The organism is Streptosporangium sp. NPDC000239 (assembly GCF_040300765.1).
GTDB lineage: Bacteria > Actinomycetota > Actinomycetes > Streptosporangiales > Streptosporangiaceae > Streptosporangium.
Genome location: NZ_JBEPEI010000026.1, coordinates 19,152 through 44,897 on the forward strand (window position 1 = coordinate 19,152; position 25,746 = coordinate 44,897).

The 25,746-nt window shown below is 71.2% G+C and carries 19 protein-coding genes; 13 read left to right on the forward strand and 6 right to left on the reverse strand.

The window, feature by feature from the left end:
• Positions 1-222: 222 nt before the first annotated feature.
• Complete coding sequence (locus ABT340_RS38220; RefSeq protein ID WP_352015809.1) at positions 223-3,114, reverse strand: helix-turn-helix transcriptional regulator; 2,892 nt, start codon at positions 3,112-3,114, stop codon at positions 223-225.
• 259 nt (positions 3,115-3,373) lie between these two features.
• Between ABT340_RS38220 and ABT340_RS38225 the strand changes: the two genes are divergently transcribed.
• The 3 genes from ABT340_RS38225 to ABT340_RS38235 all read left to right on the forward strand — a co-directional run bounded on the left by ABT340_RS38225 (position 3,374) and on the right by ABT340_RS38235 (position 6,047).
• Positions 3,374-3,919, forward strand: a complete 546-nt coding sequence (locus ABT340_RS38225) for an ATP-binding protein (RefSeq protein WP_352015810.1) — start codon at positions 3,374-3,376, stop codon at positions 3,917-3,919.
• Positions 3,920-3,996: 77 nt separating this feature from the next.
• On the forward strand, positions 3,997-5,406 hold the full coding sequence (locus ABT340_RS38230) for an AAA family ATPase (RefSeq protein WP_352015811.1): 1,410 nt from the start codon (positions 3,997-3,999) through the stop codon (positions 5,404-5,406).
• On the forward strand, positions 5,403-6,047 hold the full coding sequence (locus tag ABT340_RS38235; protein ID WP_352015812.1) for a hypothetical protein: 645 nt from the start codon (positions 5,403-5,405) through the stop codon (positions 6,045-6,047). The genes ABT340_RS38230 and ABT340_RS38235 overlap by 4 nt, the downstream gene beginning before the upstream one ends.
• A 12-nt stretch (positions 6,048-6,059) precedes the next feature.
• Here the strand turns inward: ABT340_RS38235 and ABT340_RS38240 are convergent, their stop codons facing one another.
• On the reverse strand, positions 6,060-6,554 hold the full coding sequence (locus ABT340_RS38240) for a hypothetical protein (protein WP_352015813.1): 495 nt from the start codon (positions 6,552-6,554) through the stop codon (positions 6,060-6,062).
• 256 nt (positions 6,555-6,810) lie between these two features.
• Between ABT340_RS38240 and ABT340_RS38245 the strand changes: the two genes are divergently transcribed.
• The 4 genes from ABT340_RS38245 to ABT340_RS38260 are packed head-to-tail and all read left to right on the forward strand — an operon-like array spanning position 6,811 to position 14,336.
• Positions 6,811-10,113: an ABC transporter permease gene (locus ABT340_RS38245; protein ID WP_352015814.1), complete on the forward strand. Its 3,303-nt coding sequence runs from the start codon at positions 6,811-6,813 to the stop codon at positions 10,111-10,113.
• Positions 10,110-12,689 carry an FtsX-like permease family protein gene (locus ABT340_RS38250; protein ID WP_352015815.1) on the forward strand — a complete coding sequence of 860 codons (2,580 nt, stop codon included), beginning with the start codon at positions 10,110-10,112 and terminating at the stop codon, positions 12,687-12,689. Before ABT340_RS38245 ends, ABT340_RS38250 begins: the two co-directional genes overlap by 4 nt.
• Before the next feature lie 2 nt (positions 12,690-12,691).
• A complete protein-coding gene (locus tag ABT340_RS38255; protein ID WP_352015816.1) occupies positions 12,692-13,660 on the forward strand; it encodes an ABC transporter ATP-binding protein in 969 nt (322 codons plus the stop codon).
• On the forward strand, positions 13,650-14,336 hold the full coding sequence (locus ABT340_RS38260) for an ABC transporter ATP-binding protein (protein WP_352015817.1): 687 nt from the start codon (positions 13,650-13,652) through the stop codon (positions 14,334-14,336). The genes ABT340_RS38255 and ABT340_RS38260 overlap by 11 nt, the downstream gene beginning before the upstream one ends.
• 12 nt (positions 14,337-14,348) lie before the next feature.
• Here ABT340_RS38260 and ABT340_RS38265 read toward each other — a convergent pair whose 3' ends face one another.
• From ABT340_RS38265 to ABT340_RS38280, 4 genes are all read right to left on the reverse strand, one after another.
• Entirely contained in the window at positions 14,349-15,344 is a 996-nt protein-coding gene (locus ABT340_RS38265; RefSeq protein ID WP_352015818.1) for a TIGR04500 family putative peptide maturation system protein, read from the reverse strand.
• Positions 15,341-16,351, reverse strand: coding sequence for an MvdC/MvdD family ATP grasp protein (locus tag ABT340_RS38270; protein WP_352015819.1), 1,011 nt, complete (start codon positions 16,349-16,351; stop codon positions 15,341-15,343). The genes ABT340_RS38265 and ABT340_RS38270 overlap by 4 nt, the downstream gene beginning before the upstream one ends.
• A 62-nt stretch (positions 16,352-16,413) precedes the next feature.
• Positions 16,414-16,563 carry a hypothetical protein gene (locus tag ABT340_RS38275; RefSeq protein WP_352015820.1) on the reverse strand — a complete coding sequence of 50 codons (150 nt, stop codon included), beginning with the start codon at positions 16,561-16,563 and terminating at the stop codon, positions 16,414-16,416.
• A gap of 226 nt (positions 16,564-16,789) precedes the next feature.
• Positions 16,790-17,641, reverse strand: coding sequence for a maleylpyruvate isomerase N-terminal domain-containing protein (locus tag ABT340_RS38280; RefSeq protein ID WP_352015821.1), 852 nt, complete (start codon positions 17,639-17,641; stop codon positions 16,790-16,792).
• Between the two features lie 767 nt (positions 17,642-18,408).
• Here ABT340_RS38280 and ABT340_RS38285 point away from each other — a divergent pair.
• The 6 genes from ABT340_RS38285 (at position 18,409) to ABT340_RS38310 (ending at position 25,617) form a co-directional block, all read left to right on the forward strand.
• Positions 18,409-19,338 carry an AfsA-related hotdog domain-containing protein gene (locus ABT340_RS38285; protein WP_352015822.1) on the forward strand — a complete coding sequence of 310 codons (930 nt, stop codon included), beginning with the start codon at positions 18,409-18,411 and terminating at the stop codon, positions 19,336-19,338.
• A complete protein-coding gene (locus ABT340_RS38290; protein WP_352015823.1) occupies positions 19,335-20,000 on the forward strand; it encodes a methyltransferase family protein in 666 nt (221 codons plus the stop codon). The genes ABT340_RS38285 and ABT340_RS38290 overlap by 4 nt, the downstream gene beginning before the upstream one ends.
• Before the next feature lie 2 nt (positions 20,001-20,002).
• A complete protein-coding gene (locus tag ABT340_RS38295; protein ID WP_352015824.1) occupies positions 20,003-20,749 on the forward strand; it encodes a nitroreductase family protein in 747 nt (248 codons plus the stop codon).
• Positions 20,746-23,463, forward strand: a complete 2,718-nt coding sequence (locus tag ABT340_RS38300; protein ID WP_352015825.1) for a PEP/pyruvate-binding domain-containing protein — start codon at positions 20,746-20,748, stop codon at positions 23,461-23,463. The genes ABT340_RS38295 and ABT340_RS38300 overlap by 4 nt, the downstream gene beginning before the upstream one ends.
• On the forward strand, positions 23,460-24,356 hold the full coding sequence (locus tag ABT340_RS38305) for a UbiA prenyltransferase family protein (protein WP_352015826.1): 897 nt from the start codon (positions 23,460-23,462) through the stop codon (positions 24,354-24,356). Before ABT340_RS38300 ends, ABT340_RS38305 begins: the two co-directional genes overlap by 4 nt.
• A 70-nt stretch (positions 24,357-24,426) precedes the next feature.
• Entirely contained in the window at positions 24,427-25,617 is a 1,191-nt protein-coding gene (locus tag ABT340_RS38310) for a cytochrome P450 (RefSeq protein WP_352015827.1), read from the forward strand.
• Positions 25,618-25,746 lie beyond the last annotated feature (129 nt).

Genomic DNA, 25,746 nt, shown 5'->3' on the forward strand with positions numbered 1-25,746 from the left:
CGCTGAGACGGGGGACGCCGTTGCCCGTCCCGGGAGGCACCGCAGTCCTTTCCGTACTCCACGAGGTGGGAGGGCGTCATGGACAACTCTGTGCCGACGGCGGACGCCGAACAATCCGGGACGACATCCGTAGGGGTACGTGGTTTTTGCCCGCCGTACCCACGGACCCCACCGACCCCACGACCCCGTGGCTCCCGGTCCACGATCCCCCGTGAAGAAGGGTCAGTCGTCGAGTAGGTCGGTTCTGGATTGTTTGCCGAGTTTCTTGAGGGTCCTGGCGACGTGTTGTTCGACCGTACGGGGAGACAGGAACAGCGCCTGGGCGATCTCGCGGTTGGTCCGGCCCTTCGCCAGCAGTCTGGCCACGTCCTGTTCGCGGGGGGACAGCACGTCGCCGTACCCCCGGCGGCCCCGTTTGGACGGTTTGACCGTGCCGTGGCTGCGCAGGCGGTACCTGCACCGGTCGGCGTCGCGGGGCGCGCCCATCGCGGCGAAGTCGTCGGCCAGCGCGGACAGCTCCTCGGTCGCCCGCGCCGCCTCGGCGCCGCCCCGGTCCATCCGGCACAGCGCGGCCTGTTCGGCGGCCAGCGCCGCGTAGTACGGCGCGGGCAGCGCGCGGTAGAGGTCCCTGGCCCGTTCGTAACCGTCGAGGGCCAGGGCCGGGTCGCCGGAGGCCCGGGCCAGCCAGGCCCCGGCCATCTCCAGCGCGGCGGCGGCCATCGGGGTGTCCTTGCCCTTGATGTTGCGTTCCAGTTCCCGGGTGAGCTGCCTGGCGTCGTCCGTCCTGCCGACCTCGACGAGTACGGCGACCGCGACGGGGACGAGTTCCCCGGTCCAGGACCAGACGCCCTTCGCACGCGCGACGGCCAGGCCGCGTTCGATCTCGGCCAGGGCGAGCGCGTTCTGCCCCTGGGCGAGCCTGAGCCTGGCCAGGCCGGCGAAGCCGCCGATGGCGATCGGGGTGATGGCGTCGTGCGGGGCGGCGACGCCGGTCACGGCCAGGCGTTCCTCCGCCTCCTCCCAGTCGCCGCGGACGATCGCCAGCGAGCCGAGGACGAGGGAGAGTTCGCTGGCGACGGGGAACAGGTCGTGGTACTCGTCGAGCAGGTCGGTCGCGCGTTCTGCCAGGCCGTTCCACTCGCCGAGGAACCAGGAGAGCCTGGCCTGGGAGGCGCGGGCGGTGCTGACGACGAACGGCGCCCCGGAGTCGATGGCCAGCCGCAGGCCCGTCTCCAGCAGGGTCCTGGCCTGGTCGTGGTGGCCGACGCAGGTGCAGGCGTCGGCCATGTTGCAGTGCACGCGGGCGAGGTGCCGCTGTTCGCCGGTGGTCAGCGGGGCGGGGGGCGACAGGAACGCCAGCTCCCGCAGGACGCTCGGGTCGCCGGTCTGTATCAGCGACGACAGGTGGTTGGCCAGCAGGGACAGGCGCACCTCGCCCTCCGAGGCCCTGATCAGCTCGCGCAGCCGTTCCCGCCACAGCAGGACCTGCGACACCGGAGCCGTGCCGTAGAAGGGCTGCGCCAGGACGGAGACCCCTCTGGCGAGCAGGTGGGGGCGTTCGCCGAGCTCGTCGAGGGCCGTCTCGATCACGGCGCGGCCCGCTTCGAGACCGCCGATCTGCCGCACCAGGAGCATGCCGAGGAAGAGCCGCACCTCGCCCCTGGCGGCGGTCGAGAGCCGGGGGTCGCTCAGCAGCCGCTCCAGGGTGGCCACCGGGTCGTACTGGTCGAGACCGGTGTGCGCGACCTGGCCGAGTTTGACCGCCAACCGGTCGACGTCGCGGGCGGGCAGCCCCGGGTATCCCAGCAGGCGCTGGAGCAGGCCGGTGGCCGCCGAGACGTCACCGACCTGCGCGGCCAGGTCGGCGGCCCGCTCGCCGTAGCGCAGCGCCAGCGCGGCGTCCCCGGCGTGGTGGCTGTGTTCCGCCATCCGCACCACGGGCCTGGGGACGCGGTGTTCGAGCGCCCGCAGCGCGCGGGCGTGCAGCCGCTGCCTGTCGTAGCCGGGGAGCGTGTCGTAGACGGCCTGCCGGGCCAGCGAGTGGCGGTAGCCGTAGGAGCGCTCGTCGATCTCGTACAGCACGCCGTTGCCGAGCGCGGAGGCCAGGGCCTCGTGGCAACGCCGTTCGGTCAGCCCGGCGACCTCGCTCAGCAGCCCGGCGTCGACGGGCGTCTCCAGTACGGCCGCCGCCTGCGCGAGCCGTACGGCGGGCAGGGGCATGCCGGTGAGGCGTTCGGCCATGGCCTCCCGCAGCAGCACCGGGACCTCGACGTTCTCCAGCAGTTGCCGGGTCGCCCGGCCGCCCTCGGCCGAGTCGCGCAGGGCGAGCAGGGTCTCCTCGACGACGAAGGGGATGCCGGCCGTGCGTTCGTACAGTTTTCCGGCGAACCGGGTGGAGATGGTCCTGCCGAGGAGGGCGGCGGCCAGGACGCGCACCTGGGCGCGGTCGAGGGGGCGCAGGTTCACCAGGATGCTCGCCGCGCCGGGCGGGGGACGGTAGGCGCTGCCCAGCGGCACCCCGCCGGGCACGTCCTCGCGCCGGTAGGTGACCACGATCGACAGGTTGCGCGGCAGGTCGGCCATCAGGAAGCGGAGCAGGTGCCGTGAGCCGTCGTCGGCCCACTGGAGGTCCTCGACGACGAGCAGCGCGGGCCCGACGCCGGAGAGCAGTTCCCTGACGGCGCGGAACAGCCGGTGGCGTTCCGACCGTGGGTCGCCGGTCGGCTCCGGCGCCTCGGGCAGGTAGGCCGACAGTTCGGGCAGCAGCGCGCGCAGCACGCCGGTGACCGGGTTGAGCCGGTTGCGGGCCAGGGAGGGCGGGACGGGCGGGTGGGCGAGACCGCCGAGCGCCTCGATGACCGCGCCGTAGAGGAACGGCTCCCGCAGCGACTGACAGCGGCCGAGCATGATGCGCAGGTTCCGCAGCGGGGGACGGCCGAGCAGCTCTCTCAGCAGCCTGCTCTTGCCGACTCCGGCCTCGCCCTCGATCATGGCCACCGCGGGCTGTTCGGAGAGCGTCGCGGTCAGTGACTCCAGCTCGGTCTCACGTCCCACGAGGACGGGTGACGCCGTTCGCGCCGGACCGTACGCCTCGTGCCTTGGAGCCGTGGCCATCGCATGCCCCTGTCCGCATCGCCGTGCAGCACCACGTGGAGTGAAAGCGTAAGTGAACTCATAGTGGTTGTGAACACCAGTTTTTCGGTGGATTACGTAGCTCTACGGAGGTTCCTACGGATTGCGTTGTGTTGATCCCAGGGAGATGGTGCTTCGGTACGGCTGTTGGGCATCCCCTGACGTTCGGACGGGGGGTATGACGAGGAGACGATGAGGACGCGAAATGTCCATGACGGCGCATCGGCAATCTCGTCCGTGCGTGTTCCTTGAGGGTGAGTGCCGGGAGAGGACCCCGGGGCGGTGGGCGACCTGCTGGGCCAGGTGCTGGGCCGCGCGGTGGGACGCGAGCTGGGACGCCCGGTGGGGTACGGTCCGCCCGGTCGGCCTGCGCGCGTTCGCGGCCACGCCCTCCTCGGTTCCCGACGCCCGCGCGTGGGTGCGTGAGCTGCTTGAGGACCTTGACGGCGCGTCCTGCGCCGACCTCCTCGACGACGTGTTGCTGCTGCTGAGCGAGGTGGTCACCAACGCCGTCGTGCACTCCGACTCGGCACGTCACGAGGAGGGGCTGGTGACGGTGCGTGTCGGCGTGGGCAACGGCATGGTCCACGTCGAGGTGCTCGACGCCGGGTCGGCGACGGGCGGCCCCACCGTACGGGAGGCGACGGCGGACGGCCTCGGCGGCCGGGGGTTGTTCCTGGTGGACCTGCTGTCGGCCGACTGGGGCTCGCACTGCGGCGACATGGGCGGCGCCGTGTGGTTCAGGGTCGGCACCACCCACTCCCCGAGCAACACCCTGACGGGCTGATTTCTCGTAAGGGACACGTCGTCCGGTGGGACGTGCTTCCCTCCCGTCGATAACATGGGGCGGGTGGGAAGGCGCTGATGCTTACAAGACTAGAGGTCGACGGATTCAAGAATCTCCTGCAGTTCGAGGTGGATCTTGGTCCTTTCACATGTATCGCGGGCGTCAACGGCACCGGAAAGTCGAATATCTTCGACGCCATTCAATTCATCAGCCTGCTGGCGGACAAGTCTCTGATCGAAGCCGCCCAGGAGGTTCGCGGTGTTCACGGTGAACGCCTGGGTGATCCTCGCGACCTATTCTGGAACGGATATTCCGGTGCCCATCACACGATGCGGTTCGCGGTGGAGATGATCGTCCCGGGCGAGATCGAAGACGATTTCGGCCGTCCTGCCACGCCTACGACCACCTTTCTGCGCTACGAGCTGGAGATCGGCTACATTCCCCCAGGGGGAATCGAGAAGATCGGCCGCCTGAGCCTTCTGACGGAGAACCTGCAGCACATCAGGCTGGGGGACGCACCGGACAAGCTCCGCTTCAGGCACAGCGCCGGTCACTTTCGTAAGGCGGTGCTTCACGGGCGCAGGGCGGGCACCGCCTTCATCTCGACGACGAAGGACGCCGACGGTCAGCCGATCATCAGCATCCACCAGGACGGTGTGAACAGGTGGAAGTCGATTCCCGCCGCCGCGTCCCGGGCCCCGGCGACGGTCGTGAGCACGGTCACGAGCAGCGAAGACCCCACCATTCTGGCCGCCAGGAGGGAGATGCAGTCCTGGCGGCGGCTGGCCCTCGAACCCTCCGCGCTCCGGACGGCCGACCGCTACGTCGACCGGCGTCAGATGGATCCGACGGGGCGGCATCTCGCGGCGGCGCTTTTCCGTATCGCCTACGAGGACGGTGACCCGGAGCGGGTCTACGCGAGGGTCGCCGGTCGGCTGGCCGACCTGTCGGGTGTCGACGTCAGAGGTCTTCGGGTCGACCAGGACGACGTGCGGGAACTGCTCACGGTACAGCTCGTCGAGTCGGGCGGGCTCGCCCTGCCCGCGAGGAGCCTGTCCGAGGGAACCCTCCGCTTTCTGGCTCTCTGCGTTCTCCTGGAGGACCCGTCGGTCGAAGGTCTTCTGTGCATGGAAGAGCCAGAGAACGGCATACATCCGGCTAATCTCAATGCGATGGTCCATCTGGTGGAAGATCTGGCGGTTGACGCCGAGGAGGCGCCGGGGCTGGACAATCCATTCCGACAGGTGATTGTGAACACCCATTCGCCCGCGGTCGTCCAGTTGGTCGATCCCCAGGATCTTCTTTTCGCCGAGGTGGATATCCGGCAGGCGCCGGACGGCACGATGACGCGCGCGCTCCAACTGCGCCCTCTCGCGGGTTCCTGGCGGGACAATGAGAATTCGACAGGCAGGGCCGTTACCAAGGCGGATATACTGCCTTACCTTACGGCCCCGCCCGGAGCTCAACTCACCCTGGGGATCGCGTGATTCTGCGTGTCTTGTTTCTTGGCGAAGGAAGCAGTGACGGCGGTATCACAACTCATATCAGGCGTATAGCGACCGAATACGGTTTCAGGGTCGTCGTCACCGATCCCCTCACGGAGAGATTCCCCCAGTCGCGCCAGAGGACGGTCAGGTCGAAACTGGAGACGATCAAGGAGATCGGCGGCGTCTACGAGCTGGTGATCGTCCACCGTGACGCCGACGGCGACGGCAGGGAGCGTCGTCTGCATGAGATCAGACAGGCCGTCGAGGCGGTCATGCCGGACACTCCCTTCATGGGAGCCATCCCGATTCGCATGACCGAGGCGTGGCTCATGTTGGACGAGCGCAACATCCGGCAGGTCGCGGGAAACCCGAACGGCAGGATGGACCTGGGGCTCCCGAAGCCGGCGTCCGTGGAGAGGATTCCGGACCCCAAGGCCATGCTCGCCGAGAAACTCGCTCTGGCCTCGGGGCTGTCCGGCCGGAGGCTGGACAAGTTCAAGAAGCGTTTTCCCGAGCATCGCCGTCAGTTGCTGGACCGCATCGACCCGTTGGGTCCCATCTGTGAGGTCTCCTCGTGGAGAAGCTTCAACGAGGACCTTCTGGCCGGTCTGAGCCAGGCGGCCGGTCTGAGTTCGGGCTGATTCCCTGTCCGGTCAGACGCCGAATTCGTCGCAGAGGTCGGCGTAGCGGTCCAGGTGGTCGGGGTTGTTTCGGTAGGTGCCGAGGCCGATCGTGTCGAACTCGTCCATCGGGGGTTTCGCCTGGACGCCGAGCAGGGCGAGGGCGTCGTTGATCGAGGCCTGGTCGGCCGTCAGCCGTCGCTCACCGGCGAACGCCACGGCCCACTGGTCGCCGAAGCCGGCGAAGTACTCGGTCTGGATGATCGCGAACCGTGGCTCCTCGGCGCCGGTCACCTCGCGGACGAGGTCGCACAGCACCGTCTCGCCGGGGAAGGTGGCGGGGAGGCCGTCGGGCAGGTCGAGTCGTGTGTCACGGTCCCGGGTCGCGGCCCAGTAGGCCGAGAAGTAGTGGTCGATCGGGAGGACGCTGACGCCGTCGCGCACGAGTTCGGCGCGCAGCCCCACCGAACGGGCTCGGTCGGCGTCGATCCGCCCGGCCACGACGAGAGCGCAGATATGGTGTCCCACGCCCGAATCCTACTGTCCGGTTACATGCCCTTTCGGGGGGTAACCGGTGTTGAACGGCAATGTTGGACGTTCCGAAATGGCCCGCTGAGCTGCGGATATATGGCGAGAAAAGCCTTATGTCATGAGATCGATATCACGTTGACATTGCCCTGAAATATCAGCTCCATCACTGTGCGTCGTCCGAACTTGTTCCGGAGTGCCGTTTACCCGGAATGTGGCGGCAACGGATGTAATCGCTGCTCGGGGAGGCGGTGCCATGCCGAGGCCTACGGCACTGGTCGTGCGCCGCGCGCTCAGTGAACCACTGCTGTTGTTCGCGGCTTTCGGGGCGATCCTGCTCGCCACGACCACACTGGTCGGGCTGAGCGTCTACGCCACCTCGGTGGTCGACGCGGGTGTCCGCCGTACGCTGGAGACCGTTCCCATCGAGGTCTCCGGCGCCATGGTCAACGCGCCGGTGCACGAGGGCACCTTCGAGGCGACGGACAAGGCACTGCGCGCGCAGGTCGCCGAGACCTACGCGGGCCTGCCCGTCGTGGTGACGGTGCACGGTCAGTCGGACTCCTACGCCATGCCCGGCCAGGAGCGCAGGTCCAAGCCGGAGCTGCTGAGGTTCGGCACCCAGCAGGGTCTCGCCGAGCACGCCCGGCTCGTCAAGGGCGCCTGGCCGAAGACCGGGACCGAGGTCGTCGAGGCCGCGATCACCGGCGTCGTCGCGCGGGACACCGGAATGGCCGTCGGGGACTCCTTCACGGTCGAGGGACGACTCGACAAGTCGAAGGTCCGCGTCAGGATCGTCGGTGTCTTCGAACTGAAGGACTCCCACTCGGGCCGCTGGGCGGGGCAGCCGTTGCTCACCCGGGGCATCGAGGTCGGCGGCTACGTCACCCACGGACCGCTCATGGTGTCCGAGGGAGTGTTCCTCGACCGGTTCGCCGCGGGCACCTCGGTCTCCTGGCTGGCCGTTCCCGACCTGCGCTCCCTGCCGAGGGAGGGGCTGCGTCCCCTGGCCGCCGAGGTCGGCGCCATGCAGGGGGTGCTCAAGCGAAGGCCGGGCTGTGAGGGCTGCACACTCGCCACCCGCCTGCCGGAGCGGCTGAACCAGCTCGCGACCGCGACCCTGGTCGCCCGCTCGACCATGCTCGTGCCGGTGCTGCAGCTGCTGTTGCTGGCCGCCTACGCGCTGACGCTGACGGCCCGGCTGCTGGCCGACCACCGGCGCACGGAGACCGCGCTGCTGCGCTCCCGAGGCGGCGGTGCCGTACGGCTGGCGCTGCTCGCGGCGGGGGAGGCGCTGCTGGTCGCGCTGCCGTGCGCCGCGCTCGCCCCACCGCTGGCCCTGCCGCTGCTCAGGGCGGTCAACGCCATCCCCTGGGCGGGGGCGTCGGGCACGTCGGTCGCGGTCGACGTCGGGCCGTCCGGTTACCTCACCGCCTACGTGGTCTCGGTCGCGGTGGCGCTCGGCTGTGCCGTACTGATGACGCTGCCCGCGCTCAGCGGCTCCCGCCGCACCTATGTGGCCGAGCAGACGGCGCGTGGGCGCGGCCAGCGGTACGGCCCGCTCCAAAGGGCGGGCGCGGACGTGGTGCTGCTCGTCGTCGCGGCGCTCGCGGTGTGGCAGCTGCAGCACTACGGCGCCCCGGTCACCGCGACCGCCGGGGGCGAACTGGGCATCGACCCGCTGATCGTGGCCGGTCCCGCCGCCGCCCTGCTCTGCGGTGGCGTGATCGGGCTGCGCGTCGTGCCGCCCGTCTCCAAAATCGCGGAACGGCTCGCCGCCCGCCGCGTCGACCTGGCGCCCGCGCTCGGCGCCTGGCAGGTCAGCCGCCGTCCGGGACGCTACTCGGGGCCCGCGCTGCTGCTGACCATGGCCGTCGCGATCGGTGTGGTCAGCATGGCGACCACCGCCACCTGGCGCGGCTCCCAGGAGGACCAGGCCAGGCACCAGGCCGGGGCCGACCTGCGGGTGGCCGCACCGCCGGAGAACGCCGAACTGGGACCGCTCGGCAGGGCGGCGGCCTACACGTCGCTGCCCGGCGTGACCTCGCTCAGCCCGGTCTACCAGAGCGGCGGCGAACTGGCGGGTGAGGAGACGACCCTGCTGGCCGTCGACGGGAGCGAGCTGCCCGGCATGCTCAAGCTCCGTCCCGACCTGTCGAAGGAGACAATCGGCACGCTCGCCCGCGGGCTCACCGCGGCCCGCCCCAAGCTGCCCGGCCTGGCGGTCCCCGGACGCCCCGACCGGCTGCTCGTGCGGACCCGCCTCACCGTCCAGGACCCCGCGAAGACCGAGGACTACGCCAACACGGGGCTGATGCTGACGCTCGCCGACGGCGCGGGCACGAGGTATCCCGTCCGCTTCTTCCCCGGCCTCGGGGAGCGGGAGACGGCACTCGACCTGACGCCGCTGCGCGGGCGGAGCGGGCGGCTGACCTATCCGCTGACCGTCGCCTCGATCGTCGTCGACGTGCCGCTGCCGATCGAGGGGGCCGGATTCGAGGCGGCCGTGCTCGGCGTCAGGACGGGAGACGGCGCCCAGATCACCGTGCCGGAGGGGACGCGGCTGGTCCACGGGCTCTCGGCCACGACCGCCAAGGAACGCGGCTTCGAGACCGGGGAGGGGCTGTTCACCGCCTCGTTCGAGGCCCCGCCGCGCCGCGAACCGTTCGACGCGCTCGCCCCGCAGCGGGTCACGGTCACCCCCGTGGCGAAGGAGGTGCGGGAGGAGACGGTGTTCTTCAGTGAGGGAACCCCACAGGGCGACCATCTCGGCCCGCTGCCGATCGTCCTCACCGCCGACCTGGCCGCCAAACTCCGCCTGACCACGGGCGCCACGGCCAAGGTCACCTTCGACCGGCACACCACCGTGATCAAGGTCGCCGGGATCGTGGAGGGGGTGCCGGGGACGACGTCCGGTGTGCCCGCCGTACTGCTCGACTGGCAGACGATGCAGGCGTGGGACATGCTCGGCCATCGCAACCCGCGCATGCCGACCGAGTGGTGGCTGAGCACGGACGGGGCCGAGACCACCGGGGCGGCCGCCGAACTCAGCCGCCACCCCGGCTGGGAGACGACCGTGGTCGACCTGTCCTCACTGGCCGACGGCCTCAGGGACGACCCGCTCGCCGGCGGGCTCAGGGGGGCGCTGACGCTCGGCTTCCTGGCCGCGCTCTCCTTCGCCGTCCTCGGCTTCGTCGTCAACGCCGCCGTCGCGGCCAGGGAGCGAACGTCCGAGTTCGCCATCCTGGGCGCCCTCGGCGTCGGCTTCCGGCAGGTGTTCACGATGCTCGCGGTCGAACAGGCCTTCCTGATCGGCCTGTCCCTGGCGGCCGGGACCGGGGTCGCCGTGGTCGTCGCGTCGCTGGTCGTGCCGTACATCGTGCTGACGGGCCAGGCCACGGCCGTGACCCCGAGGGTGCTGCTGGACATCCCGTGGCCGGCCACGCTGGGGCTGCTGGTCACGGTCGCCGTGCTGCTGTTCGCGATCGTCGCCGTGCTGGCCCGTGCGCTGCGGCGCCGGGGCATGGGCGGCGCCCTGCGGATCGGGGAGGACCGATGAACCCCTGGACACAGGTACGGGTCAACCGGGGCGTCGCCGCCGTGCTCGGCCTGCTGGTGCTCAGCGCCTGCCTGCTGGTCGCCGCCGTGCCCAAGGTCACCCAGACCGCCTACGACGAGGCACTGCGTGACGCCATGGCCAAGAGCGAGCCGAAGCGTACGGACCTGACGGTGGTCAGCAGGCGCAACGGTCCCCCGCAGGAGCCGCTCACCCCGGCCGTGCTGCTGGACGCGGACCGGAGGTTCAGGGCGGAACTGCCCTCCGCACTCCGCCGGGCCGTGGCGGCGCAGGGCGCCGGGAGCAGCCACCACATGGTGCGCAAGAGCGAGAACCCCGTGTTCGCCGTGGACGGCGAGGTGCGCTCCTACCAGTACCTGAACCTGGGCTGGGTCTCCGGCACCGAGCGGTATGTCCGCTATGTCGAGGGCCGTCCGCCGGGGGAGCCGAAGAAGCTGGACGACGGACCGCTGTTCGAGGTGGCGCTGGCGAAGCAGGCCTCCGAGGAGATGCGGATGCCCGTCGGCTCGACGGTGCAGCTCGGCGGCCTGCAGAAGCTGTCGGCCACGGTCACCGGGCTGTTCGAGCCGATCGAGCCGGACAGCGGCTACTGGCGGCACAACGAGGCCTTCCGCCGGGTCATGAAGATCCGCAAGCCCGGGGCCGACACCGACGACTGGTACGCCACCGGGCTGGTCGCCGGAACCGCCCTGCCCGAGCTGGGCGCGATGTACCCCAACGTCACCTACCAGTGGGTGATCGGCGTCAACGGCCCCGCGGTCACGACCCTGCGGGCACCCGAACTCGCCGAGGCGGTGCGCGCCTTCCGGGGGGCCGTCCCGGTCGTGCTCGACGGCACCTCGCCCGGCTCCCTCGACACCGGGCTCGACTTCCTGCTCGACGAACACCTGAGCCGGATGCGCGTGGCGGAGTCGCTGCTGCTGTTCGTCATCGGTGGCCTGCTCACCGTGTCGCTCGGTGTGATCGCGCTGGTCGTACGGCTGCTGGCCGAACGCATGCGCCACAGCCTGGTCCTCATCCGGGCCAGGGGAGCCTCCCTGCCCGGGATCGCCGCGACGACCGCCGCGACGGTCGCGGCGGTCGCGGTGCCCGCCGGGGTGGCGGGCTACGCCCTGTCCTACGCGCTGCCTGGACCGCTCACCCTCTTCGTGCACCTCGGCCCGCTCGTCGTCGTGGCCGTCACCGCGCTGCTGGCCGCCGGGCAGGCCCTGGACCACCGGTGGCCGCGCGCCGACCGGCGTGACGACGTCGCGACCTCCCGCCCCTCGCCCCGGCGGATCACCGCCGAGGCCGCGGTCGTCGTGCTCGCCCTCGCCGGGACCTACCTGCTGCGTCAGCGCGGACTCACCACCCAGACGGGCGAACGGGGCTCCGACCCCTTCCTGATCCTGGTGCCCGCCGGGCTGACCGTGGCCGTCGCGCTGGTCGTGCTGCGCTGCTACCCCTACCCGCTGCGCCTGGCCGTACGGCTGGCCGCCAGGCTGCGGCCCGCGGTGCCGTTCCTCGGCCTGACCCTCGCGGCCAGGGCCAGGCCCGCCGCCACGCTGTCGGTGCTGATCCTACTGCCCGCGCTGGCGGTCGCGGTGTTCGGCACCGTGATCTCCGGTGGGCTGGCCACGACACAGCAGGCCTCGGGATGGCAGCAGGTCGGCGCCCGAGCCCGGCTGGACAGCGCCCTGCCCCTCACCCCGGAGGCGGTCGAGAGGATCAGGCAGGTTCCCGGGGTCAGGAACGTCGTCCCCGCGACGCGGAGCACCGCCATGGTCAGACCCGACATGCAGCAGGTCATCGTGCTCGGCGTCGACACGCGCGCCTACCGGGCTCTGCTGTCCGGCAGCCCTCTGGTCCTGCCGGACGCGCCGGTGCTGGTCTCGCCCGACCTCGCAGGCCGGGGGCCGATCGAACTGGTCGCCAAGACCTCGCGCGCGCTGACCCCCGGCGGCGTCGCCGTCGGCCTGCCCCGCATGTACGGCGGCGGCCCCCTGGTCGTGGCCCCGCCGGACGGCTCCCCGGTCAACACGGTGTTCATCGACGGCGCCGGCATGGACGCCAAACAGCTGAGGGCCGCGGCCGGCATGCCGGACGTGCAGGTGACGAGCCTCGACGACGTCCTCGCCGACATCGTGGGGGCGCCGTTCACCGCGACGATCGAACGGGCCTTCACCGTCGTCACGATCGCCCTGGTCTGCTACGCGCTGGCCGCGGTACTCGTCGCCCTGGTGACCGGCGGCGCCGACCGCACCGGCACCCTGTCCCACCTGCGGGCCCTGGGACTGTCGACGGCCCAGGCCCGCCGGCTGACCGTGCTTGAGATCGCCCCGATGATCGTGCTGACCGCGCTGGCCGGGATGCTGCTCGGCCTCGCGCTGCCCGCCGTACTGGGGCCCGGGATCGACCTGCGGGCCTACACCGGGGGTCTCGCGGTCGAGGTCTATCCCGCCGACCTGACCACACCGGTCCTGTTGACCGCGGGCCTGGCGGCGGCGGCCGTCCTCGGGGCCTTCGTGTACGCGACGCTCGGGCGCGCGGTCGCCCCGCGCCTGAGAGAGGGAGAGTGACGGTGAGCGGACTGGCGGACACCTCGCTGGCGGAGCTTGAGGCCGAGGCCGTACGGCACGGCCCCGCCTTCGGGGAGGGCGCGCACATCCTGTGCGACAACCTGGTGCGCATCTACAAGACCGAGGGTGTCGAGGTGGTCGCCCTGCAGGGTCTCGACCTGCTGATCGAGAAGGGTGAGCTGGTCGCGATCGTCGGAGCCTCGGGCTCGGGCAAGTCCACACTGCTCAACGTGCTGTCCGGGCTCGACGTGCCGACCGCCGGGGTGGCCAGGGTCGCCGGGGTCGACCTGCTGGCGATGACGGCGCGCGACCGGCTGAGGTACCGGCGCCAGGTGGTCGGCTTCATCTGGCAGCAGACCTCCCGCAACCTCCTGCCCTACCTGAGCGCCGCGGAGAACGTCGAACTGCCGACGCGCCTGGCGGGCAGACGGCGGCGCGACCGGGCCACGGAACTGCTCGACCTGCTGGGCGTGGGGTACTGCGCCAAACGCAGACCGGCGGAGATGTCCGGCGGCGAACAGCAGCGGGTGGCCATCGCGGTCGCCCTGGCCAACTCCCCGCAGGTCATCCTGGCCGACGAGCCGACCGGAGAGCTGGACAGCGAGAGCTCGGAGGCGGTGTTCGCCGCGCTGCGCGGGGCCAACCGCGAACTCGGCGTCACCACGGTGATCGTCACCCACGACGCCATGGTCTCCGGGCAGGTGGACCGGACCGTCGGCATCAGGGACGGGCGGACCAGCAGCGAGACGCTCCGCCGCGCCTCCTCGGACGGGCTGGTCGTGGCGGAGGAGTACGCCGTGCTCGACCGTGTCGGCCGCCTGCAGCTGCCCAGGGACTTCACGAGCGAGCTGAACATGGAACGCCGCGTCCGCCTGCGGCTGGAGAGCGACCACATCGGCGTCTGGCCGGAGGAGGTCGCCGACGGTCCGGGCAGGAAGGCCGGCGAGATGGAGGACGAGGATGGGGACTGAGGAGTCGCTGGTCGCCGTCGAGGGGCTGCGCAGGGTCTACCGGAGTGGCCCCAAGGAGGTCGTCGCCCTGCGCGAGGTGTCCTTCGAGGCGGCCCCCGGGGAACTGGTCGCGGTCAGGGGGCGTTCCGGGTCGGGCAAGACGACCCTGCTCAACCTGGTCGGCGGTCTGGACCGGCCGGACGCGGGCCGGGTGACGGTCGCCGGGCACGAGGTGACCGCGCTGCCCGAGGAGGGGCTGCTGGCCCTGCGCAGGGACGTGGTCGGCTTCGTCTTCCAGTCGTTCGGGCTGATCCCGGTGCTGTCGGCGGCCGAGAACGTCGGGGTGCCGATGCGGCTCAGCCGTACGCCGACGGCCGCGCGTGAGGACCGGGTGCGGGTGCTGCTCTCCCTCGTCGGGCTGGCCGAGCACGCCGACCAGCGGCCCTACGAGCTGTCCGGAGGCCAGCGGCAGCGGGTGGCCGTCGCGCGGGCGCTGGCCAACCGTCCCCGGCTGCTGATCGCCGACGAGCCGACCGGCCAGCTCGACTCGCAGACCGGCCGCCAGATCATGCGGCTGATCCGCGCCCTGGTCCGCAGCGAGGGCGTCACGGCGCTGGTCGCCACGCACGACCCCGCCCTGATCACGCTGGCCGACCGGGTCCTCGAACTCCGTGACGGGGTGCTGGCTCCGGCCTGAGCCGGGGACGGGTCACAGCCAGTACCACTCGATCCTGGCCTTCGCCCGCCGGTCGGCGAGGAAGGCGGTGAAGGCGGCCCTGCCCGCCGCGGCCAGTGTCGGCCCGTCGGGGCGCGCGGGGTCGCGGCGCCGTACGGCTCCGAACAGGAATCCGTCCCGGTGGGGCACCGGACCGGTGGCCTCGCCCTCACCCAGCTCGCGCAGCGGGGCGGGCAGTTCGGACGCCGACCGGTCGGCCACGTGGACGGTGAGGTCCCCGACCGGCCGGGCGACCGCCTCCCCGAGCGCGGCGAAGGGGTCGTCGCGCCCGGCCAGCTCCGTCAGCCGCTCCTCGGAGCCGGTCGCCCACACCGCCGAGACCCGGTCGAACTCCGCGGCGTGCTCCGCGAAGTAGGCCTCGGCCGACTCGGCCTCCCTACGGGCACGGAAACCGCGCATCTTGGCCAGCGAGTGCAGGTGGTTGTCGTAGGCGCCGGGTGTCAGGCCGACCTCTTCGAGCCAGCGCAGCATGTCGGCGCGGCTGTGCAGGCCGCGGTGCCTGCGGAAGTCGTCGGAGGCCCGCTGGAGCTCCTCCTGGGAGGGGGCCGGCTCCTGCCAGCTCTCCAGGATGAGGAGGCAGTAGTCGATGAGGTCGTCGTGCACGGTCCGGTCGCGGTCGGCGAGCGCCTTCAGCGTGAACAGGGCGGTCTGTACGGAGAGCTGCTGGCCGTCCACGGACAGCACGTTGCTCGCGGCCCAGTGCGTGGAGTGCTCGGCCGTCCACGGGACGCCGTCCTCGGCGGGGGCGGTGATGGCGACGCAGCCGCCGTCGGGGTGGTCGAGGACCAGGTCGTAGTCGACGATCGGGGTGCCGGGCCGTACGTCGACCACGAGCTGGGCCAGGCTCTCGGGGTGGGTCGCGCGCCACGCGGCGACCCTCTCCCGGGCGTCCGGTACGGCCTCACGCCTGCGCGGCAGCTCGCGCAGCAGTTCGACGGCCCCGGCGAGCGTCTCGGGGAACCCGCTCACGCCGGGACCCCCTGCCGGGTCGGCCCGTCCACCCCGACGGCGGGTTCTCCGGCGGCGAGCCAGTCGGCGATCGCCCTGGAGATGGGCAGGTCGGTGAACTCCTCGATCCATCCCCACTGTCCGTTGGGGTTGAGTTCCAGATACACGTACTCGCCTTCCGGGGTGAGGATCACGTCGATGCAGCCGAAGGCCAGGTCCAGGGAACGGACCAGTTCGACGCAGCGCCGTTCCATGTCCTTGGGCAGGTCGTGGACGGCGTACTTGGAGAAGTGGCCTTCGTAGTGCCGGTAGTCGTGGCGGGTCGCCTTCGAGCCCTGGGAGTGGATCTCGGCGGTGAAGACCTGGTCGCCCACGACGGTGATCCGCAGCTCCACGGCCTTGTCCACGTAGGGCTGCAGGATCACGGGGGCGTGGGCCAGGCGGTGCCTGCCGGTGAGATGCCGCCGGGAGACCGGGGTCGTGTAGAAGTTGTGGCCCATGCCGTCGATCCCGAACTCCACGAACTCGACCTCCTTGGCGATCATCCGGCCCTCCGTCTCCTCCCAGACCTCGATGAGTCCTTCGGGGCTGTTGGTGACGGTCGTCTCCGGGACGGTGAAACCGAGTTCGGCGGCGGCGGCGAGGTTGAGCAGCTTGTTCTGGGTGCGGAGCACGTCGGCGGTGCGGGCGGGGAACCAGCGCGCGTCCAGGGTGTCCTCCCACCCGTTGAGGTGGAAGCGCGCGATCTTCCGGACGTAGTCGCGGTGCGTCTCGTCCGTCACGACGTCCGCCGCCCTGGGCCGGGAGGGCCTGCGGTTCCAGACGGCGCTGAAGAGGGAGAAGTCGTACTCGGTGCCGTTCGTCACCAGGGTGTGCCGCCACCGCCCGCCGGTCAGGCGCGAGGTGATCCGGCTCTCGGTGGGATAGTCGCCCGGATCCCACCAGAGCGTTTCGATTCCTCGCTCGGTGAGTTCGGGCAGGACCAGGTTGACCGCGAGGTCTTCTTTTCTGCTGATTACCAGGATCACGGGTTTCTCCGCGGGAAGGCGGATGGTGCCCGTGCACCCGTACGGGCACCATCCATTTACTTTCAGGAAATGTCGGGCAGCGGGTCGCCCTGGGTGCCGTTGCCCAGCGAAGAGGCGTACCTCGGGGTCGGGGGCGTCATCGGCGGCCGACCGCCGACCACGGCGCCCAGTACCTCGGCGGAGCCGTCCAGGTCATCGATGCGAACAGTCATTCCACACCTCCATCGGTTTCTCGCTTCAACGAGACCGATCCTTCATCCGGCCCCTTGGAGAGGACTTGGAGGCAACTTGGATCTTGCCTGGAAGGAAATCCGGATATCGGCCGGGAAGTATGAGAGCCGCTCACGGTTCTCGCCGCCGACGCCCGAGAGAGCAGTCGACATATGAGGGGAAAATTGGCGAAAGGGTGCAGAAATCCGGAAAAGTCCGGAAAGGGCCTCAGGGCATGTGGACGACGCGCAGGAAGGCGGGCAGCAGCCAGGGACGGGGCCCGCCGATCGTCACCCGGCCGCTGAGCAGGGCCCGCAGCTTGCCGATGCGGCCGAACATCATCAGGTTGAAGACCGCCGGGTCGAAGGTCACCCGCACGTCCGGCCTGCGCCCCGGCTCCCCGAGCGTCACCCGCCCGTCGCGCAGGACCATCGTCACGGTGGTGATGTACGGCGAGCGGAACTCGACCGCGATCGGGCGTTCGGAGCGGGGCTGGCCGGTCTCCAGCAGTCGTCCGGAACCGTGGCGGACGACCCCGGCCATGAACAGCTCGACGAAGAAGGCCGCGTCCGCGGAGGCGATCCGCCACGTCATGCCGAGGGCGCGTCCCATGTCGTGGCCGTGCAGCAGCAGTTCGTTGAGCAGGTGGGCGAGGATCCCGGCGACCGGGACGCGGGAGCCGCCGAGCCAGGAGACCGGCAGCGTCGGGTCGAAGTCCTCGGTCGAGGTGAGCAGGTCGTCGATGTGGGTGTTCAGCAGTTCGGCGAGCCTGTGCGGGTCGCGTTCGGTGAAGTCGCGCAGCGTCAGCTCGTTGAAGTCGTCGATGTCGTCGACGGTGATGTCGTCCAGCCACCCGTCCAGGACGGGGAACGGGTTGGGCACCTCCGCGGGCCGTACCAGGGAGGTGTAGAGCCAGGCGACGACGGTCAGGTGGGCGGCGGTCTCGGAGACCGACCAGCCGGGGGTCACCTCCGCGCGGGCGTCGGGCGCCGAGACGACCATCTCGGTGAACCGGTCGCCGACCCGCCTGAGGGCGGAACGTACGGACTTCCACTGGTCATGGGTGATGGGCGCGGCCACGTCTGCCTCCATGTTTTCGCGTGGGGGTTCGTGAAAGGCGTTTCGCGGGCCGGAATGGCGTTTCCCGGGAGGGGAAGCCGATCCGCCTCCACGAGACGGGAGCGGCCGAAAACTCCATCACCGTAACATCCGAACATACGAACCTAATGGCCGATGACGTGGTTTCTCCACCAGGAAGCAGCCCGATGGGGGATATTCCACGATCAGGTATGTCCTGACCTTGAGAAACGCCCGGGGAACGCGCTGTGGGCCGAGTCGGTCCCCTTTCCCCGGGCGGGCTCGGTCGGGTACCGGCCGGCGGCCGGGGCTCGGATCGCCTTTCTTCGGCCGCCGTTGTGAGGCCCGTGTTCTCGGCGTGAGGGGCGGACGGGGGTCCGGAGGCCTGAGGGGTGCTCCGGTGCGGGTCCAGGGCGGGGCGCCGGACGGGCATCAGGGTCGGCCAAAAACATACTTTCGTGACCTATGTCCATGTTTCGGATGCTTAGGGATGTCGTAGTCGCCGGTGGATTGCCATCTTTGCCCAGGTAACACGACAGACCTATTCCAAACGGGCACTGTCAACATATTCTCCGAAATAGAGCAATTTGGAAGATGCGCAACCCGAATCCGGCGATGATGTTCGCTCTGCGAATTGGTCGTGTTGAATCCGTGTTTTCGGTCGCGCACACCGGGAGATCGGAGGGTTTTTCGATTGATGGTGGCGTTTTTTTCGGGCCGCCGTATTCGCCTGACCCTGTTCACCGCACTCCATGCTGGAGGTTTGTGCATTGGTATCCCATCACCATCTGGGCACGTCGTTCGGCGCTCCGGCGTCGGACTGGCTGAACGTCATCACTCCGGCTGAGGGACGGCCAGGGCGGTACGGCGCCACGTTGTGTGTGGACCAGAACCACCCCTTCTTCTTCGACCACCCCCTCGACCACGTCCCGGGCATGTTGCTGGTGACCGGACTGCTCGACCTGCTGCGCGACCACGCGGTCCTGTCACGGGACCACCGGGTGCGCCTGTCGTTCGAGTTCACCTCGATGTGCGAACTCGGTCCCGGGGTCGACCTGTCCGCCGAACTCTCGGACGAGCGGGGGGAGTGGACCGTACTGGCCCTGCAGGAGGACCGGCCGGTGTGCGCGGGCACGGTCGCCCTCACGGAGGAGCCGAGGTCGGAGTCCCCCGAGGAACAGGGTCCCGCGGTGTCTCCGGCACCGATCGAGGGAGGGCTCGCGCACCGCGCCGACCCGAGGAACGTGCTGATCGGCGAACCCACGATCTCCCACGACGGTGAGAGCACGGGCTCCCACGACGGTGAGCGCGAGGAGTACGTGGTGCCGCTCGTCCCCCCGCCCGTCGGGCACTTCCTGTTCAGGCACGGCAACGAGCACTACGGCCTTGAGGAGATGATCGAGGCGGGGCGGCAGTTCGCGACCGCCGCCAGTCACCTGGCGCACGAACGGCCCCGCGACGCGGTGATGCTCTGGCTCAGACTGGCCGCGGACCTGCCCGCCGCGCCCCCACGCGCCGAACGGCTCACACTGCGCTGGCCGACCCAGCCGCCCCGGGGCAACCGGGGCACCTTCGACCTCACCGTGAGCCGTGGGACGGCGACCGGCCAGGGCGTGCCGATCGGCTCGCTGTCCTACGGCTCCAGAGCCCTCAGCCCCGCCTCCTACCAGAGGATTCGCCAGAACGGAGAACAGGAGTGAGCGGCACCCCCTCACCGGTCACACCCAGGGCGTGGACCGGCTACATCATCCCCGTGCTGTTCCTGCTCGCCGTGACCGCCAACGTCGCGGGACTGGTCGTGCACCTCGGCCGGGCGGGTGAGCCACCGCACCTGGCCGCCGCAGTCTTCGCCGTGGCCAACCTGGTCTGGGTCGCCCTGGAGACGCCCGTCACGTTCCGCAGGCCGTCCGCCCCGCCCCGCGAGGTCGCCACCCTCCTGTTCTACGGAGGCGCCAGGGTCGCCGTGATCGCCGCGGCGCTCCTGGGGCCGTTCCCCTGGCAGCGGCTGAGCCCGCTGGCCGTACTGCCCGCCCTGATGTTCGTCTCCGGGGTGGCGCTGCGGCAGATCGCGATGCGCACGCTCGGGCAGTTCTACTCGCACCACGTGATCCGCCGCGACGACCACGTGATCGTCCGCACCGGGCCGTACCGGGTGGTCCGTCACCCCGCCTACGCGGGCATGCTGCTCGGGCACACCGGGCTGGTGCTGTTCTTCCTCAACCCGTTCAGCGTGGCGCTGCTGGTCGTCCTGGCCCTGGCCATCGCCAGGCGCATCCACGTCGAGGAGCGGGAACTGCTGGCCATCCCCGCCTACCGCGACTACGCCACCGGCCACCCCCGCGTCGTCCCCGGAGTGTGGTGAACGTGAACCCCCGACCCGACCTCACCTGCGACGAACTGCTCACCACGACCAGAGCCGTACGGCGCGGCCTCGACGAGAGCAGGCCGGTCGACCTGGAGCTGGTCAAGGAGTGCCTGCGCCTGGCCCTGCAGGCCCCCAACGGCTCCAACAAGCAGAACTGGCGCTGGATCGTGCTGACCGACCCCGGCCTGCGGGCCGGGATCGCCGACGTCTACCGCCGCGCCTTCCTCGAACGGATGGCGCCCCTGTTCGCCAGGCTCGACGAACTCGACCCGCGCACGCGACGCATGGCGACCGACGGCCGGGACCTGGCAGAACGGTTCCACCGCATCCCCGTGCTCGTCATCCCCTGCCTCGAACTCGCCGACGGGCACCTGCCGGAGGGCAACCAGGCCGGGCTGTGGGCCTCCCTGCTGCCGGCCATGTGGAGTTACGCGCTGGCCGCGCGCAGCCGGGGTCTGGCCACGACCTGGACCAGCGTCCACCTGGACCGGGAGAAGGAGGCGGCCGAACTGCTCGGCCTGCCGCCGAACGTGCGCCAGGGCGGCCTGCTGCCGACCGCCCACAGCCTCAGGACCGACTTCAGGCCCGGTCCCCGTCTTCCCCTTGAGGAGGTCCTGCACATCGACGGCTGGAACGGCCCTCTCAAAGACGGCCCTCGCGAAGACGGTCCCGAGGGCGGCCCTCGCGAGGACGGCTCCCAGAACGGCTCTCGCGAGGACGGCCCAGGGAAGGAGCCGAACCCGTGACCCCTGTCCCGGAGCCGCCCGTGCTGCGGGTGGACCTCCACGACGTGACGCGGGTCGGCAACAAGTTCGCCAGGCTGGAGTCGATGCGGCTGGCCGGTCTGCCCGTGCCGCCGCTGTACTGCCTGCCCGCCGAGGCGTTCGACCTGGTCGTGGGGAAGGTCCGTGACGGCCTGCCCGCCGTGCCGCCGCTCGGTGACGCCGGGGCGGTGAAGGCCTGGGGCGAGGCCGCCACGGCGGAGGTGGCCCGGCTGGCCGTCCCCGGCGAGCTGGCCGATGCGGCGCTGGCCGCCTTCGACGAGGTGATCGGCCCCGACGGGCTGGCGGCCGTACGGGCGTGCGTGGTGCCCGCGGCCGGTCTGACCGGTGAGGACGACGCCGCCGACCCGTTCGCCGGGATGAGCGACAGCTTCCTGTACGTGCCGCGCCGTGACCTGCTCACCAGGATCGTGGACTGCTGGGCCTCGGCCTACAAGCCGGAGGCCGTGCTGTACCGGCTGCGCGCGGGCGCCGACCCGACGGCGACGCGGGTCGCCGTCGGCGTGCAGCTGATGGTGCCGGGAACCCGCTCCTTCGTCGCCTTCAGCCGTGACCCGCGTGACGGCTCCGCCCGGCACGTGATCGCCGCGGCCCTCGGGATCGGCGAGGGCGTGGTGCAGGAGAAGGCCGACGTGGACCACTTCTTCGTCAGCCACGCCACCGGCGAGGTGACCGAGCGGACGGTCCGCAAGAACCGGATGGTCGGTCCGCCCGGCGAGGACGGTTCCGGGGAACTCGCCCTGCTGGTCGTACCGGACGAGCTGGCCGGCAAGCCGGTGCTCGACCGGGAGCGGATCTCCCGGATCGTGGAGGCCCTCACCAGGATCGAACGGCACTTCGGCTGTCCACAGGATGTGGAGGGCACCTTCACCGAGGACGGGCGGCTGTACGTGGTGCAGGCCAGGCCCATGGCGGAGCCCCCCGAGGAGAGACCGCGGACCCGGCAGGTGTTGTGGAGCAACCACAACATCACCGAGAGCTACCCCGGGGTCTCCGGGGCGCTGACCTACTCCCTCGCCCGCGACTTCTACCGGTGGATCTTCACCGACCTGTACCGGCGGATGGGCGTGTCCGAACGTTCGCTGCGCCGCGACAGGCACCACCTGGAGCGGATGGTCGGCATGGTGGACGGGCGGGTCTTCTACCGCCTCGACGCCTGGTACGCCCTGCACGGCAGGCTGCCGGTCTTCGAGTTCGTCAGGGGGTGGTGGGAGCACTCGATGGGGCTGGCCGACGACCCCCGCTCGGTCCCGCCCCGCCCCGGTTGGCCGCTGCGGGCCCTGCGGATCGCCCCCGGTTACCTCCGCAGGGCGCTGCGCCACCCCCGTGACGTGCGCGAGTTCCTGACCTGGTGGGACAGGACCGCGGCCACGGCCCACGAGCGCATCGACCACGCCGAACCCGCGGAACTGGTCGCCTTCTACCGGCGGCTGTGGGCGCAGGTCGCGGTGCGCTGGGGGGTCACGCTGACCAACAGCGTCTTCAGCATGACGGTCGCGGGCACCCTCGACCGGCTGCTGCGCCGCTGGGCCGGGCAGGACGGCCGCGCCCTGATGCTCGGCCTGCTGTCCGGCGGGCCGGACAACCGCTCGCTGGCCGCGCTGCGTTCCGCGATCGCGCTGGCCGAACTGGTCGGCGCGAACGGGCCCGCCCGCGAGCGGGTCCTCGCCGCCGAACGGCCCGAGGACGCCAGACGGGCGTGGGAGGAACTGGTCGAGGGCCGGTACGGCTCCGCGATCGCCGGGGCGGCCGCCGCGCACCTGCGCCGCTACGGCGACCGCGCGGCCGGTGACCTCAAGCTTGAGGAGCCGACCCCCAGGCAGCGGCCGTGGATGGTGCTCGACATGGTCCGCCCCTTCGTCAGGCAGGGTCTCACGGTCGCCGCGAGCCGGGCCGAGGAGCTGCGGGTCCGCCGGGAGGCGGAGCGGGAGCTGCGCGAACGCTGCCCGGGTCTGCTGCGCCGTACGGCGTTGCGGCTGCTGGCCGCCGCGATGCGCGGGCTGGTCAAGGCGCGGGAGGACACCAGGTTCTGCCGCACCGAGCTGTACGGCCTGTCCCGGGGAGTGCTGTTCCGGCTGGGGGCCGAACTGGCGAAGGCGGGTCACCTCGACCGGGCGGACGACGTGATCGACCTGACCGTGCAGGAGGTTCTCGGCGCCTTCGAGGGCACGTTGCCCGGCGCCGACCTGCGTCCGCTGGCCGCGCACCGCAGGAAGGAGCGGGAGTTCAACGAGACCCTGCCCGCCCCGCCCTCACGCCTGCTCACCGGCGAGGGCCTCGCCAGGGACGTGGGGGCACGGCGGACGGAGCCCCGGGAGCAGGAGGGAGATCCCCGGCTGCTGCGCGGCCTGGCGTCGAGCGCCGGGCTCGTGCGCGCCCGCGCCAAGGTCGTGCCGCACCCCTCGATCCCCCCTGAGGCCTGTCAGGACAGAATCCTCATCGCCAGGGAGACCGACCCCGGGTGGCTGTTCCTGATGAGCGCCGCCAGGGGACTGGTCGTCGAACGCGGCACGCTGCTGTCCCACACCGCCATCACCGGCAGGCTGCTCGGGGTGCCGACCGTCGTCGCGGTCGCGGGCGCGACGACCCGCATCCCCGACGGGGCCCTGATCGAGCTGGACGGAGCCGCGGGGACCGTACGCGTCCTGGACGAGGCCCCCGAGGAGGGCGAGGGATGATCGGCCGTCTCGGCAGGTACGTGCTGGGCAGCTACCCGCCTGCCTTCTACCTTCCCTACGGGGTGAGCTGGGCCGTCGGCGTCACGGCGCTGTTCGCGCTGGTCGACCCGCGTCTCACCGGCTGGCGTCCCGACGTCGGCGTCGTGGTCGCGGCGCTGACCTTCGCGATCGACCTGCTGCTGATGCGGGCCCTGGACGACATCAGGGACCTCGACTACGACCGCGAGCACAACCCCGGACGGCCGCTGCCGAGCGGCGCCGTCCGGGTGGGTGACCTGGCGGTCCTCATCGCGGTCGGTGTCGTGGTCGTGCTCGCGCTCAACGCGGGCCGGGGGATCGCCCTGGTCGCGCTGGCCGTGCAGCTGGGGTACGCGCTGCTGGTGCTGGCGGCCGACCGGCTGCTCGGGTGGCCGCACGGTGACGACGTGGTGACCGGCCTGCTGGTCAGCTTCCCGGTGCAGATCCTGATCAACCTCTACCTCTACGCCGGGGTGCTGCACCAGACGGGCCTCGGGCCGGGGTGGCACGCGGTGCCCGCGCTGCTGACCGCGGCGACCGCGTACCTGCACCTGGAGTTCGCCCGCAAGGTCACCCGTGAGCTACGGCCGGGCGAGCGCAGCTACGTCACGGTGTGGGGGGCGGAGCGGACGGCGGTGATCTCGACGGTCAGCGCCGTGGTGTCCGTCGCGGTCGCGCTGGCGTTCGTCCGCCCGTGGGAGTCGTCGCCGTGGGGCTGGCTGGTCGTGCTCCCGCTGGGCTTCGTCGTCTCCGGCGCCGACGCGTTCTGGCGGCGGCGGGCCGTACGGTGGCCGGTGCTGCCGCCCGCCCTGTTCCTGCTGTCCAGCTTCGTCCTCTATTTGGTCGTGGCCCTGCTCGGAAAGGACACCGGATGACCCCCCGCCGCTTCCCCTTCCCCAGGGAGTACGAGGACCTGGTTGTGGCCCTATTCGGAGAGGACGCCGGATGACCACCCGCCGCTTCCCCTTCCCCGAGGGGCCGGATGCCCGGCCGCCGAAGGAGTACGAGGAACTGCTCGGCCAGCCGGGCCTGCCCGAGGTGACGCTGTCGAACGGCAGGCAGGCGCTGCTGGTCTCCCGGCACGCCGAGGTCAGGGCGGTGCTGTCCGACGACCGGTTCAGCCGGGCCGCCTTCTCCGGGCGGCCGATGTTCGCCCGAACCCCCGAGTCGCTGGCGCTGGCCACCAGCGACCCGCCGGTGCACACCCGCAGGCGGCGGGCCGTACTGCACGCCTTCACCGCGCGCCGGGCCAGGCAGCAGACGCCCTGGCTGCGCGAGGTCGCCGGGGAACTGCTCGACGACCTGGAGAAGGGCGAACGGCCGGTCGACCTGGTCGACGGGTTCACCGTGCCGCTCGCGCTGCGCGTCATCACCGAGATGCTCGGCGTCCCCTGGGCGGACCGGACCATGCTGCGCCCGCTGGTGGACAGGATGATGTCCGCGGGCCGGTTCGCCCCCGAGGAGGTGGCCGAGGCGCACGCCGAGTCGCGGCGCTACTTCACCGCCCTGGTCGCGGCCAGGGGCGAGGAGATCGCGGCCGGACGGCCCGGGCCCGACCTGCTGACCGAACTGCTGACCGCGCCGGAGGAGGAGCGGCTCAGCGTCGAGGAGATCGTGGTCTTCGGCGCCGGGCTGCTGATGGCGGGCTACGAGACGACCGGCAACCAGCTGGCCATGTGCGTGCTCACGGTGCTCCAGGACCCGGCCCTGGCCGCCCGCCTGCGCGCCGAACCGGACGCGCTCGCCCCCGCCGTCGAGGAGATGCTGCGCTGGAACGCGCTCGGTTCGACCGGCGGCGCGCCGCACGTCGCCACCGAGGACGTACGGCTCGGCGAGACCCTGGTGCGTGCGGGCCAGGTGGTGGTGCCGCTGATCGACGCCGCCAACCGGGACCCCGGGATGTTCGCCGAACCGGGACGGTTCGACCCGGCCCGCGAGGTCAACCCACACCTGGCCTTCGGGCACGGCAGGCACTTCTGCCCCGGCGCCCACCTGGCCAGAGCCGAGATCCACGTCGGCCTCGGGGCGCTGCTCGGCCGGTTCCCCGGGCTGACGCTCGCCGTACCGGCCGAGGAGTTGGTGTGGCGGCGCGGCATGTTCATCCGGGGACTGCGGGAGCTTCCGGTCCGCTGGTGAACCCTCCCCGCCCGGTCACGGCCGGGCGGGGTGTTCCTCTTGCGGGGTGCCGCCGGTCCGTCAGGGCCGAACTGGAGGAACCACATCAGGGCGATGAAGGACCATGACGCGTGGCTTAGCTGGTTCGAA